This is a genomic window from Alcanivorax sp. NBRC 102024 (genome assembly GCF_001602235.1).
Classification (GTDB): domain Bacteria; phylum Pseudomonadota; class Gammaproteobacteria; order Pseudomonadales; family Alcanivoracaceae; genus Alcanivorax.
The window spans coordinates 24181-36884 of the sequence record NZ_BDAS01000001.1; the positions used below are offsets into that span (position 1 = coordinate 24181).

Consider the following 12704-nt stretch of genomic DNA (forward strand, 5'->3'; position numbering starts at 1 on the left):
GCCCGACCAGCCCAGCCTTTCGCAACTCGCTCCTCGTCACTCGTATCTCCGGGCAAGTGATTCGCTACGCTCCTACGAAAGTCTGATTTCCTACATCTGCCACCGACAACCTCGCACACGTAGCGCCACCTCCTCCCCGTACACTGCCTCGCAACCCCTGAATTCTGCGAGGAAACGTGACGCACGCATTGCTCTACAGCCGCGCCCCGCTCGGAATCCAGGCCCGGGAAGTGCGGGTGGAGACCCATCTGGCGCCGGGCCTGCCTGCCTTCACCATCGTTGGCATGGGCGACACCGCCGTGCGGGAAAGCCGGGACCGGGTACGCTCGGCGCTGGTCAATAGTGGTTTTGAGTTTCCCCAACGGCGCATTACCGTCAGTCTGGCCCCGGCGGATCTGCCCAAGGACGGTGGCCGTTTTGATCTGCCCATTGCCCTGGGCATCCTGCTGGCCAGCGGTCAGCTCGGAAAGCTGGACGGTAACCAGTACGAATTCATCGGGGAACTGGCGCTGAATGGCGCCCTGAGCCAGGTCCCCGGCATGCTGCCCTGTGCCCTGGCCTGCCAGCATACCGGCCGCACCCTGATTGTTCCCCGCGACAATGCCGACGAGGCGGCACTGGCCGGCGCTGTTACCGTCGCCGGTGACCGGTTGGCCCAGGTGGCCGCCCACCTGACCGGCCAGAGCCTGCTGTCACAGCACGCGCATCCCGCACCGCAAGCCAACACGTTCCAGGGCGCCTGCCTGTCGGAAATCCGCGGCCAGGCCGCCGCCAAACGGATACTGGAAATTGCCGCCGCTGGCGGCCATTCCCTGCTGCTCAGCGGGCCTCCGGGGGCCGGCAAGAGCATGCTGGCCTCCCGCCTGCCTGGCCTGGTGCCTCCCTTGCACCCGAAGCAGGCCCTGGAAGTGGCGGCCATCCATTCGCTGAAACAGCCGCGTCCGGCCGACCAGTTTCATCAACGCCCCTACCGGGCCCCTCACCACACCGCATCCGCCACGGCCCTGGTGGGCGGGGGCAGCCACCCGCGGCCCGGGGAGATTTCCCTGGCACACCACGGCATCCTGTTTCTTGATGAATTGCCGGAATTTGATCGGCGGGTGCTGGAGGTATTACGGGAACCGCTGGAAACCGGCGAGGTGAGTATCGCCCGTGCCGCCCAACAACTGACTTTCCCCGCCCGCTTTCAATTGATCGCCGCCATGAACCCCTGCCCCTGCGGGTACCTGGGTGACCCGGAAAAGGGCTGTGGCTATCGGTGCGACAAGGCAAAGCGTTACCAGAACAAACTGTCCGGGCCGTTACTGGACCGCATTGACCTGCATCTGGACGTGCCCGCCGTGGAAGCAAAGGAACTGCTGGGTGACCGGCAGGGAGAAACCAGCGACATGGTACGCGCCCGGGTCCGCGACGCCTGGCAACGGCAATGGCGACGTCAGCAACGCCTGAACCGGGAACTGGGCAGCGATGACCTGGACCCGTTGCTGCGCCCCCACCGGGACTGGCTGGCCAATGTCATGACCCGCATGGGCTTGTCTGCCCGGGCCCTGCATCGCAGTGCCCGGGTGGCACGCACCATCGCCGATCTGGCCGGCACCGACGCCGTCGACCGGGATCACCTGCGCGAAGCCCTCAGCTACCGGCAATCCGTCGCAGACACCCAATGAGCCGACCCCGGCTCCTGACGCCGGATCAGCCGGCGATCAGGATCGCCACCAGCACGGCCAGCAATGACAGGGGCACAATGATAAGCACCCCCCTAAAAAGCCTCTCCAGATAAAGCTGTCTGGTGTATTGATCCAGCATGATGCATTTCCCCACAACCCGTTAAATGGCAACCACGCAACTTCCCCCACAGAAGTGCGTCTTTTTTATTGTTAATGACGGCCGCCCCGTCCATGGGACCGGTTACGGCTTTGCCCGTTTCTGGCCGTCGAGACTGACCAAAATCCGTGACACGCATCACGTCATTTTTTTGCAGGCTATCACAAATATGAAAAAACAAGCACCTCAAAATTGACATTAGTGATCGGCCCGGCGGGCCGGGCACAGGGGTAAAGTCCGGACAGGGCGAGCGCCGCCAGACACAACAAACCACGGGGAGAGATTAGCGATAACGGGTTACCGCCGCCGGGGTGCCTGGATGATCTACCCGGGCAAGGAAAACCAGCGCTGCCGCCTTGCACGCCAGGGGAGGGGCGTGCAGCGGCAGGGAGGGAAAGAAGGGGGACTTAGGGACAGAGAGGCATTAACCCCATTTGAAGAACTCCCGCTTCTCTTTCAGGTAGAAACGGGACAGCACCATTTTGTGCACTTCGCTCGCGCCATCGACAAGCCGGGCCTGACGTGCGTAGCGGTAGAACCACTCCAGTAACGTGTCTTTGGAATAGCCACGGGCACCACACAGCTGGATGGCGGTATCAGCGGCCTTGTGCAGGGTATCGGCCACATGGATCTTGGCCATGGAGATTTCCTTCTTGGCAAAATCGCCCTGGTCCAGCTTCCAGGCCGCCTGCATGGTGAGCAGGCGGCCCACTTCGATATCCTTGGCCACATCGCCCAGCATCCACTGCACACCCTCATGCTCGGCCAGGGTGGTCCCGAAACTCATGCGGTTTTCCACATAACCGGCAGCCTCTTCCATGCACCGCTTGGCCAGACCCAGCCAGCGCATGCAGTGGGTCAGGCGGGCGGTACCAAGACGGATCTGGGTGACTTTCAGGCCATCGCCCACTTCCAGCAGACGATTCTCGTCGGGAATCACCAGGCCATCGAATTTCAGCTCACAGTGGCCGCCATGCTCCTCCGGCCCCATAATGGGAATACGCCGCACCACTTCCCAGCCGGGCTGGTCCGCATCAAACAGAAAAGCGGTGAGGCCCTTGCGCGGGTCGTCGCTGGTCTTGGCAATCAGAATAAAGGTCTGGGCCCCTTCTGCGCCCGTGATAAACCACTTGCGGCCCTTGATGATCCAGTTGTCCCCCTCCCGGGTGGCGGAGGTATAGGTCAGGGACGGGTCCGAGCCACAACCGCCATCGGGCTCGGTCATGGCAAAGGCGGAACGCACCTTGCCATCGATCATCGGCTGCAACCAGCGTGCTTTCTGCTCGTCATCGAGAATCTTGTTAAGCAGGATCATGGTCCCGTCATCCGGCGGCGCACAGTTGAACACCACCGGGCCGAACGGGCTGCGGGCGGCCTCTTCGTAGAGCACCGCCATACCCGCCACGCCCACATCCAGACCGCCCCTCTCTTTCGGCAACTGAAACCCCCACAGGCCGGCGGCTTTCGCCTTGTCACGCAGGGCATCGACCACGCTTTCCTTGAAATTCTCATGGTCGTCGTAATTGGCCTTGTCGTTTTCCAGCGGCATGATTTCCGCTTCCACAAAGGCGGCCACTTGCTGGCGCAGGCTTTCCAGCTCCGGGCTCAGGGAGAAATCCATGATCTGTCCTCGGTCAGGTTAAAGGGTATTACAGAGATGGCCGCCGTCCACGGCGATCACCGCACCGGTCATGTAGGACGACGCATCCGACGCCAGCAACAACAGGGGACCGACCAGCTCGTCGATCTGCCCCAGGCGGCGATAGGGAATCCGCTTGAGCATTTTTTCCGCCAGCGGACTATTGAAGAAATCCCGGTTGATATCGGTTTCCACATAGCCGGGGCAGATGGCATTGCAACGGATGTTGTAGCGGGCAAAGTCCAGGGCCAGGGATTTGGTGAGCTGCACCACCGCCGCCTTGGAGGCGGTATAGGGGGCCACCCGGCCACCCACACGCAGACCGAGGATGGAGGCGATATTGATCAGGCTGCCCGGACGGCCATCGCGCCGCCACTGTTGAATGGCAAACTTGGATACGGCCCAGACGCCCTTCAGGTTGGTATCCACCACCCTGTCCCAGTCTTCCTCGCTGAGCTCGTCGGTGGGCCCCTCATGGGACACGCCGGCGTTGTTGACCACCACATCCACCGCCGGCATTTGGGCAAAAGCGGCCTCCACACTGGCGTGATCACTCACATCCATGGGTACCACGGTGGCCTCACGGCCCAGAGCCCTTACCGCTTCGGCGGTGGCTTCCAGTTTTTCCACCCGCCGCGCCGCCAGCACCACGTCGGCACCCTCTTCGGCCAGAGCAATGGCAAAGTGGGCACCGAAGCCACTGGAGGCACCGGTAATCAATACTCGCTTGCCGGCCACACTGAATCGCTGGGACATACCTTCCTCACCCTCTTCTGCATCAGAAAGAGACGCTACCCAGCCAGCCTGTCGGCCACAAGGACGAAAACGCTCAGCAGGACGATGACAACAGTAAGGAAAGCGCGTGGCGGGTGTCGGGGGTGGCGTCGGTCAAGGCTAAGGCGGTGCGGGCTGGCAGCCAGTCGATGGCCACCACTTCCTCACTCAGGGACACCGCATCCGGGCACACCACCACGGACGCCAGGGCACCCCAGACCTGGTGCTGCGGGTTGGCAAAGAAAAACCACTGCCAACGGGAAAAGTGCCGCTGTACCCCCACTTCCTCGAACAACTCCCGGGACAAATTCTGTGGCACGGTTTCATTGGGCCGCATCACCCCGCCGGCAGCCAGGTCCCAGCGGCCGGGGTAGAAATGCTTGTCCCCGGCACGCTGCTGCACACATACACGCCCGGCCAGATCACGCACCACCACGTAGGACGCACGATGAATCAGCCGTTGGCGCTGCATGCGGCCACGCTGGCAGCTGCCGCGGGGTTGGTTGTGCCGGCTGACCAGAAGGACCGGTTCGCTGTTGCTCATGGGATGCTGTTTTCGGCTGACGCGGACAGGAACACTATCGTCATGAGAAAGGGATTGCTACAGGGAAAAGGCCAGGGAATACCTTTATGCAGCCGCTCCCTTCCAGGGGACGAACCGCGCGCGTCAGCGCGAAAGAAAAAGAAATTGGGGAAACCCAATCCGGTTTCGCCGGGTTTGTTGAAGAAGACAGGTTGCCGCCCCGCGTCACGCGATTCATCCCCTGGAAGGGAACTCCTACAGGAACCCATTCCCCACACAGCTGGCCGCCCTGAGGTTTTACCTCAGTGATCTCAGTGACCTCTGTGGTAAAAAAATTTACGGCTGGAAGTGGCTGGGCGGGTGGCCGGTCCATTTGCGAAAGGCGCGGGCAAAATTGCTGGGGTCCGCGTAGCCCAGTTTCGAGGCCACCTGCTGCACGGTGATATTGGCCTGCAGATAGCCCATGGCCTTGGTCATACGCACTTCTTCCAGCAGGGACCGATAGCTGACTCCCAGGGCATTGAGATAACGGCGCAGGGTGCGGGAGGTAACGTGAAAATTGCTGGCCAGCTGTTCCAGACTGGGCAGCATGCCTTCCGCCTGCATCAGCCGGGCACGGACACGGCTGGCCCAGTCCTGGTCCGCTTCCAGGCGTTGCAGCTCTTCCTCGCATTTCTGCGCGGCCATCTGCCGGGACGCCGGATCGGACAGGGTAAAACGCTCGCTGAGCAGCGCCTTGGGCAACCGCAACGCCGCCACGTCGGCACCGAACTCCACTGGCATGGCCAGCAATTCCCGATAGCGCTGCGCGTGGGCCGGCGCCGCATAGGGTAATTCCAGGACAGCCCCCTGGAAGCGCTCCCCGAGCAGATAACGGATACCGCCAACCACCGCAGCCACCACCACTTCCAGGTAGGTTTCACGGATATCCCCCAGCGGCACACTCTCCACCAGGCAGAAGCGCACGCCTTCCTGGGACGGCTCGATGCGGGGAACACAAAGGCGGGTACGGGTACGGAAATAACGCTCCAGCAACCGCAGGGCATCACCCAGATCTGCACTGCTGATGGCGGCATAGCCGAGCAGGCCATGGGCGGTGAGGGTCAATTGCTGCCCCAGAGCCAGGCCAAGAGCCGGATCACCGGTCATTTCACGGGCGCCCACCATGACCCTGCGGAATTGCTCGAAACGCAGGGCAGGTTCCGGGTTATAGACCTCATCCTCGCTCAGGCCCACCTGAGAGAGTAACCGCCGGGTATCCACGCCCACCTCGGCGATCAGTTCCACCAGGTTGCGCACATAGTTGACGGGGACCGGAGAACGGCCTGTACCAGGGTCCAGTTGTATAAAGCGCTCGTGATTCATGCGCTTACTATACGCTACTTTTGCCCCTGTCCGAAAATGACTGATTTCTGTCCAGCCCTGCACTTCGTTCCGGCACCACGGTTCACCAGAATGCCTGCATCCGAATTTCCCGGCCTGAACCGCCAAGGACATGACCCATGCAAGAACCTGCTTACAGCCGTCATTTCGGCGCCGATGACGCCCGCGCCATCCGCGACGCAGTGAAAAAGGATCTGGGCCCTTCCACCTTCAAGGCCCGTCCGCTGCGCGCCCTGTGGTTTATTCCCATGAGCGCCATCATCATCGGCAGCATCGCCGCCATCCTGATGCTGAGCCTGCCCTGGTGGGGCAACCTGCTGCTGGCCATCCTGGCCGGCCATACCCTGGCCTGCCAGGCCCTGCTGGCCCACGAAGTGCTGCATGGTGCGCTGGGCATGAGCAAGCGCATGCAGAACTTCCTCGGCTGGATCGGCTTTGGCCCGGCGCTAGTCCCCCCGGAATTCTGGCGCCGCTGGCATAACGTGGCCCACCACGCCCATACCAACCTGGGCGACAAGGATCCGGATTCCTTCGGCACCCTGTACCGTTACGAAAAACACCCGGCGACCGCCAACTTCACCAAACTGGCCCCGGGTGGCCGCACCTGGTACAGCTTCCTGTTCCTGTTCTATTCCTTCATGTTCCACGGCCAGCTGGTGCTGCGCATGCAGACCCGCAAGCGCGAAGAATTCAAAGGCTTCAATCGTGGCAAAGCGATCTTCCAGTCCTACCTGTGCATGGCGGCGTGGATTGCCCTGGCGATCGTGTCCGGCCCTCTGGCGATCTTCACCGTGTTGATCCCGATGATGATCATCAACTTCATTGGCCAGAGCTACATTCTCACCAACCACATGCTGCGCCCGCAGATGGACAACAACCACCCGGTGGACAATTCCATGAGCGTGCGCGCCTGGCGCTGGATCGATCCCCTGCATTTCCACTTCAGCCATCATGTGGAGCACCACCTGTTTCCCAAGATGGGCTCCGATCAGGCCCCGAAAGTGCGCGCCTGGCTGCAGCGGGAAATGCCGGAACGTTATGTCTGCCCCAGCCATGTCAAAGCGGTGGCCATGCTCTACAAGACCCCGCGCGTCTATCAGGATGCCAGCACCCTGGTCGATCCCCTTAACCGGGAGCGGACTGTGGATGTGATGGAATTGCAGGGGCAGTTGAACTAAGCGGGCCCCCGCGGCATCTACAAAGCCGCTGTAGGAGTTCCTCTTGAGGGACGAACCACGCGTCAGCGTGGAAATCGCCCGCAGGGCGATCAAGAGTGCCAGGCGTCGCCAGAGTGATCTGGTGGCACCCGCAAGCCCGCTCCCTCGCTCAGGCTCGAGTTCGTCCCTCAAGAGGAACTCCTACAGCGGCTTCGCTTTAAACGTCGCTGGTGATCGCGCCGCCAGCGACGCTCCTTGGCGGAGATTCACGGACCGTCATAGGCCCGCAGGATTTTCACCACTTCCACCTTGTAGTGTGTGTACCAGCCCTCCTGGCCCAGCTGTTGGGCGACCCGGTGTTCGGCCTGCTGTTTCCAGGCCTTGATGGAGACCTCATCCGGCCAATAGGAGAGGGCAATTTCCTGCTCCCCTTCCGTGACGCTGATGAAATCCGTGCAACCGAAATCGGCCATGGCCAGATCCCGTAACTGCCCGGCCATTTTCCGGTAGCGGCTGTCCTGATCGCCCACGGTGGCGGTAAAAATCACGGCGTACATTGACTCTCCCTGTTTTGTAGGAGCTATGCTCGCATGGCGAACACCTCCCTCTTTCGCTATGACAGCACGGTATTTCCCTCGGGCCGCGCGGAATGCGATACGTGACTGCGCTACGCTCCTACAGCTCCTTTAATGCCCTGTCGAAAACGGCAAGGTCGGCATCGCTGAACAGCACGAAGCGCACCCGCTGCACCGTTTCCAGGGTTGGTGCGGTATCACGGACCGTCTGCAACGCCACCTGCGCTGCCTCCGCCAACGGATAACCGAATATCCCGGTAGAAATCGCCGGAAAACCGAGCCCGGCGATGCCGTTCCGGTCCGCAAGCATCAGCGCTTGTCGATAGCAGGACGCCAATAACTGGTCCGACGGTTCATCCCGTCCGTAAACCGGACCGAGACAATGAATCACATGGGCGTTGGGCAGGTTGTGACCAGCGGAGATCACCGCGTCGCCCGGGCGAATGGGGCCCAGCGGGATGCACTCCTGCTCAAGACCCGGGCCGGCAGCCCGGTGAATGGCACCGGCCACCCCACCGCCGATGCGTAACTCGGCGTTGGCAGCGTTAACGATGGCATCCAGATCCGGCTGGTTGGCGATATCGCCCTGCACGGTTTCCACGGTGACGGCATCGAATTGGCGCTGTGTCATGGCAACCTCCTTTACGTTTTTTCCGCAGGAGCGTAGCGGGCGGTCCAATCGGCTTCGAGTTGCGGGAAGCGCGTTTCGAAAGGCCAAACCGGATGCCAGGCAGGACAGGTTTGCGCTTCTCGAAACTCGTTACTCGCTACCGGGTTTATCGCGCCGCCAGCGACGCTCCTGCGGAAAACCTTACAGACTGTGAATCTCTTCCTCGCTCAGGGCCCGGAACTCCCCCGGCGCCAGCGCCACATCCAGCGCGATCTCGCCGATCTGCTCACGATGCAGGGCCACCACCTTGTTGCCCCTCGCCGCCAGCATCCGTTTGACCTGATGGTAACGCCCTTCGTGAATGGTCAGCAGCAACTGATGCGCATCCACACGGTCCGCTCCGGCGGGCAACGTGGGGCGGTCTTCACCGCGCAGCTGGATGCCGTCGCGCAGGGCCTGCAGGTCTTCGTCGCTGACCGGATCCGCGCAGGTTACCCGGTAGCGTTTGTCGCACTGGTGATTTGGCGAGGTGAGCCGGTGGGACCACTGGCCATCCGTGGTCAACAGCACCAGACCGGTAGTGTCCCGATCCAGGCGGCCCGCTGGATGCAGATCCTGGCGCAGCTCCGCAGGCAGCAGGTCCAGTACGGTGCGATGCTCCGGGTCATCCGTGGAGCACACCACCCCCGCCGGCTTGTGCAGCATCAGATAACGGTGGCCCGGCAATTGCACCGGTTCACCATGCAGCCAGACACCCTGCCCGTCCCGCAGTTGCAGGTTGGCTTTCGGGCGCGCCTCACCTTCCACGGTGACCGCACCGCGACTGATCAGCTGTTTGGCCTCCTTGCGGGTGAGGCCGGCACTGTGGGCGAGAAAATAGTCCAGACGCATGGGCAAAACCGTTACCGGGGAAACCGTCATGATAACCGACATAAGGTGTCTGGAGTGCAGGGCCATCGCTGGTATCATAGCGGCCCGATGTCACCCCCCAGCTTTTCCGGAGCCCTATGAGTAAGCTCAACCCCCGCCAGCAGGAAGCCGTGCATTACGCCGATGGCCCTCTGCTGGTATTGGCCGGGGCGGGTTCCGGGAAGACCAGCGTGATCACCCGCAAGATCGCCTGGCTGATCCAGGAACGGGGCATGTCGGCCCGCCATATCGCCGCGGTGACCTTTACCAACAAGGCCGCCCGGGAAATGAAAGAGCGGGTACAGTCGCTGGTGAGCCGGGACCTGACCCGCGGGCTGATTGTCTCCACCTTCCACAACCTGGGCCTGCGTATTCTCAAATCAGAGCTGAAGGCCTGCGGCCTGCGCAGCGGCTTCTCTATCCTCGACGGCGCCGACAGCAAGGAAATCCTCAAAGAGATTCTGCGCCAGGGAGAATCGGAACGGGATCTGGACGCGGTGGATGTGATCCACAAGCGGATTTCCGACTGGAAGAACGCCCTGGTGCTGCCGGAAGAAGCGGTCAGTACCGCCGAGACCGATGAGGATCTGCGCGCTGCCATGGCCTACGGCGGTTACGACCGCATGCTGCGGGTTTGTAATGCCGTGGATTTCGACGATCTGATCCTGATGCCGGCGCGCATGTTCCGCGAACAACCGCGCATCCTGGAAAAGTGGCGCAACCGCATCCAGTACCTGCTGGTGGATGAATACCAGGACACCAACGGCGCCCAGTACGAAATGGTAAAGATGCTCACCCTGCCGGCGGGCAAGTTCACCGTGGTGGGCGATGACGACCAGTCCATCTACGCCTGGCGCGGTGCCCGCCCGGAAAACCTGGCGCAATTGCAGCAGGACTGGCCGACCCTGAAAGTGGTCAAGCTGGAACAGAATTACCGCTCCACCGGTCGCATCCTGAAAGCCGCCAACACGGTCATCGCCAACAATCCCCACGAATTCGAAAAAAGCCTTTGGTCCGATTATGGCTACGGTGAGCCGATCCGCTTTTCCGCCCTGCGCGATGAAGAAGCGGAAACCGAATGGATTGCCAGCGACATCTTCCACCGCCGTCTTCAACAGGGTCTGAAGTGGAAGGACTTTGCGGTGCTGTATCGCGGCAATTTCCAGTCACGGATTCTGGAAATGAAACTGCAGAGTCTGTCGATTCCCTACAAGGTATCCGGGGGAAAAAGTTTTTTCTCGCGCAGCGAGATCAAGGATTTGATGTGCTACCTGCGCTTGCTGGTGAATCCGGACGACGACAACGCCTTCCTGCGCATCATCAACACTCCGCGCCGGGAGATCGGCCCGGCCACCCTGGAAAAACTCGCTACGTGGGCACTGAAGCGAGGACAGGGGCTTTACCATGTCTGTGACGACATTGCCCTCAGTGACGTCATGAGCCCCAAGGCTGCCGAGAAGCTGCAGGCGTTCAAGGCCTGGCTGGATGCCAAACGGCAGTTCTGTTTCGGCCACAACAGCCTGCAGGCAGTGCAGGAACTGATCACCGACATGGACTATGAAGGCTGGCTGATGCAGAACGCCTCCAGTCCGCGCATCGGCGAAAAAAATATTGAAAATATCTGGCAACTGGTGCGCAGCATTGAACGCATGCTGGAAAAGCAGGAAGACGAAGAAGACGGTGCCAGCGACCTGGAATCCGTCATCAAGAAACTGGTTCTGCTGGACATGCTTGAGCAGCAACAGGAAGAAGACGACTCCGACCGGGTCCAACTGATGACCCTGCACGCGTCCAAGGGGCTGGAATTCCCCCACGTCTACATGATGGGCGTGGAAGAGGAATTCCTTCCCCACCGCACCAGCATCGAAGAAGACAACATCGTCGAGGAACGCCGACTGATGTACGTGGGTATCACCCGCGCCCGGGAAACCCTGGCCATGACCCAGGCCCTGACCCGCAAACAGTACGGCGAAAAAATCGACACCACCGCCAGCCGCTTCGTGGACGAAATGCCCCAGGAGGATATCGACTATCTGGGCATCGGCATTCAGAAGGATGAAGCCAAGGAAGATGCGGTGGCAGAAGCCAGCATCGCCAATCTTCGGGCGTTACTGGATTGAACCTTACCACCCCCTTTCCGTAGGAGCGTCGCTCGCGGCGCGATACCCGTATCTTGCAAACACCTCCACGCTTTCTACGCCGCCGCTGTAGGAGCTCCTCTTGAGGGGCGAACCACGCATCAGCCTGGAAATCGCCGGCAGGGTGATCAGGAATAGCATAGCTTGCGATCCCGCCAAGCTATGCTGCCTCGCTACGCTCGGTTCGCCCCTCAAGAGGAGCTCCTACAGCGGCTTCGAAACAGCTTGGGGCAGAATGCCCCTGGCTATCGCGCCGCGAGCGACGCTCCTACGGCACGGGGAGAATCAGGAGTCTACTTGGCGCCGCTGAGCTGCAGCATGTAGATGACAGCGTTGCGGACTTCCTCGTCGCTGCAGTCGAAGCAGCCTCCACGGGGGGGCATGGAGTTGATGCCGGCGATGGCCTCGCTGACGATGGTGTCGAAACCTTCTTCTTCGATTTCGTGGGACCAGTAGAGGCGATGTTCCTTGCCAACTTTGGGAGCGCCAAGTGCGCCGGAGCCGTGGCAGGTGACACAGTATTGGCGGTACAACTGCGCCCCGTCGCGCGCCTGCGAAACATCCGCAGCGGCGGCCGGGGCGCTATCGTCGGAACAGGCTGCCAGCCACAGGGCCGACAGCAGGATTCCCAGGGAACGCAGCAAGATTATTGACTCTGCTCGACCATGTACTCGACGGCGGCCTTGATCTCGTCGTCAGAGCAATCCATGCACATACCCTTGGGCGGCATGGCGTTGAAGCCTTCGATGGCATGCTTGACCAGGGTGGCGTTGCCCTTGGCAATACGGGCACTCCACTCCGCAGCCACACCGGTCTTGGGGGCACCGGCTGCACCGGTGGCATGACAGGCGGCACAGGCAGACTGATGCACCTGCTCACCACTGCGCGGACCACTGGCCACTTCTTCTGTGGCAGCGGCAGCGCTGCCGCACTCATCACCCTCGACGCACACAGACCCTACCGGCTCAAGACGCTCGGCGGTGGCTCGCTCGCTGAATACAGAGCGCTCACCCAGCGGGTAAGGGGAGATTTCCTTGGTGCTCTTTGCAGCCACGCTACCGGCGGCAAACAGGGTAGCGACCAGTACCAGGCTGGCAGTCAGCATCTTTTTCACGATTCCACCTCTATTCTCTGTGTTTCGCCCGAGGGCGCTGCGCCGGCGATTATACCCG

Annotated in this window: 12 protein-coding genes; 3 read left to right on the forward strand and 9 right to left on the reverse strand. The window is 61.5% G+C overall.

Translation table 11 applies throughout. From position 1 onward, the window contains the following. Positions 1-176: 176 nt before the first annotated feature. Positions 177-1667: a YifB family Mg chelatase-like AAA ATPase gene (locus A0251_RS00115; protein WP_062814827.1), complete on the forward strand. Its 1491-nt coding sequence runs from the start codon at positions 177-179 to the stop codon at positions 1665-1667. A 581-nt stretch (positions 1668-2248) separates the two neighbouring features. On the opposite strand, the gene A0251_RS00120 is transcribed toward A0251_RS00115, so the two are convergent. The 4 genes from A0251_RS00120 to A0251_RS00135 form a co-directional block, all read right to left on the reverse strand. After that, a complete protein-coding gene (locus tag A0251_RS00120; RefSeq protein ID WP_062814828.1) occupies positions 2249-3445 on the reverse strand; it encodes an acyl-CoA dehydrogenase family protein in 1197 nt (398 codons plus the stop codon). Between the two features lie 18 nt (positions 3446-3463). Further along, positions 3464-4219 carry an SDR family NAD(P)-dependent oxidoreductase gene (locus A0251_RS00125; protein WP_062814829.1) on the reverse strand — a complete coding sequence of 252 codons (756 nt, stop codon included), beginning with the start codon at positions 4217-4219 and terminating at the stop codon, positions 3464-3466. A gap of 73 nt (positions 4220-4292) precedes the next feature. Beyond that, positions 4293-4781: an NUDIX hydrolase gene (locus A0251_RS00130; RefSeq protein ID WP_062814830.1), complete on the reverse strand. Its 489-nt coding sequence runs from the start codon at positions 4779-4781 to the stop codon at positions 4293-4295. 315 nt (positions 4782-5096) lie between these two features. Beyond that, complete coding sequence (locus A0251_RS00135; protein WP_062814831.1) at positions 5097-6125, reverse strand: AraC family transcriptional regulator; 1029 nt, start codon at positions 6123-6125, stop codon at positions 5097-5099. Positions 6126-6262: 137 nt separating this feature from the next. Between A0251_RS00135 and A0251_RS00140 the strand changes: the two genes are divergently transcribed. After that, positions 6263-7321 (forward strand): acyl-CoA desaturase, encoded by a 1059-nt coding sequence (locus A0251_RS00140; RefSeq protein WP_062814832.1) that lies wholly within the window; start codon positions 6263-6265, stop codon positions 7319-7321. Between the two features lie 245 nt (positions 7322-7566). Here A0251_RS00140 and A0251_RS00145 read toward each other — a convergent pair whose 3' ends face one another. The 3 genes from A0251_RS00145 to A0251_RS00155 all read right to left on the reverse strand — a co-directional run bounded on the left by A0251_RS00145 (position 7567) and on the right by A0251_RS00155 (position 9418). After that, on the reverse strand, positions 7567-7857 hold the full coding sequence (locus A0251_RS00145; protein ID WP_062814833.1) for an antibiotic biosynthesis monooxygenase: 291 nt from the start codon (positions 7855-7857) through the stop codon (positions 7567-7569). Between the two features lie 118 nt (positions 7858-7975). Beyond that, on the reverse strand, positions 7976-8506 hold the full coding sequence (locus tag A0251_RS00150) for a macro domain-containing protein (RefSeq protein WP_062814834.1): 531 nt from the start codon (positions 8504-8506) through the stop codon (positions 7976-7978). 180 nt (positions 8507-8686) lie between these two features. Beyond that, positions 8687-9418, reverse strand: a complete 732-nt coding sequence (locus tag A0251_RS00155) for a pseudouridine synthase (protein ID WP_231865991.1) — start codon at positions 9416-9418, stop codon at positions 8687-8689. A 74-nt stretch (positions 9419-9492) separates the two neighbouring features. On the opposite strand from A0251_RS00155, the gene rep reads away from it, so the two are divergent. Then, on the forward strand, positions 9493-11514 hold the full coding sequence (gene rep / locus A0251_RS00160) for a DNA helicase Rep (protein WP_062814835.1): 2022 nt from the start codon (positions 9493-9495) through the stop codon (positions 11512-11514). A gap of 311 nt (positions 11515-11825) precedes the next feature. On the opposite strand, the gene A0251_RS00170 is transcribed toward rep, so the two are convergent. Next, the gene (locus A0251_RS00170; protein ID WP_231874126.1) at positions 11826-12176 is read right to left on the reverse strand and encodes a cytochrome c5 family protein; all 351 of its coding nucleotides are present in this window, start codon (positions 12174-12176) and stop codon (positions 11826-11828) included. Positions 12177-12178: 2 nt separating this feature from the next. Beyond that, positions 12179-12637: a cytochrome c5 family protein gene (locus tag A0251_RS00175; protein ID WP_062814838.1), complete on the reverse strand. Its 459-nt coding sequence runs from the start codon at positions 12635-12637 to the stop codon at positions 12179-12181. Positions 12638-12704 lie beyond the last annotated feature (67 nt).

Coding starts and splice junctions, on each gene's coding strand:
- rep (WP_062814835.1), top strand. CDS start 9,493: ATGAGTAAGCTCAACCCCCGCCAGCAGGAAGCCGTGCATTACGCCGAT.
- A0251_RS00150 (WP_062814834.1), bottom strand. CDS start 8,506: ATGACACAGCGCCAATTCGATGCCGTCACCGTGGAAACCGTGCAGGGC.
- A0251_RS00140 (WP_062814832.1), top strand. CDS start 6,263: ATGCAAGAACCTGCTTACAGCCGTCATTTCGGCGCCGATGACGCCCGC.
- A0251_RS00145 (WP_062814833.1), bottom strand. CDS start 7,857: ATGTACGCCGTGATTTTTACCGCCACCGTGGGCGATCAGGACAGCCGC.
- A0251_RS00135 (WP_062814831.1), bottom strand. CDS start 6,125: ATGAATCACGAGCGCTTTATACAACTGGACCCTGGTACAGGCCGTTCT.
- A0251_RS00130 (WP_062814830.1), bottom strand. CDS start 4,781: ATGAGCAACAGCGAACCGGTCCTTCTGGTCAGCCGGCACAACCAACCC.
- A0251_RS00120 (WP_062814828.1), bottom strand. CDS start 3,445: ATGGATTTCTCCCTGAGCCCGGAGCTGGAAAGCCTGCGCCAGCAAGTG.
- A0251_RS00125 (WP_062814829.1), bottom strand. CDS start 4,219: ATGTCCCAGCGATTCAGTGTGGCCGGCAAGCGAGTATTGATTACCGGT.
- A0251_RS00155 (WP_231865991.1), bottom strand. CDS start 9,418: ATGTCGGTTATCATGACGGTTTCCCCGGTAACGGTTTTGCCCATGCGT.
- A0251_RS00175 (WP_062814838.1), bottom strand. CDS start 12,637: ATGCTGACTGCCAGCCTGGTACTGGTCGCTACCCTGTTTGCCGCCGGT.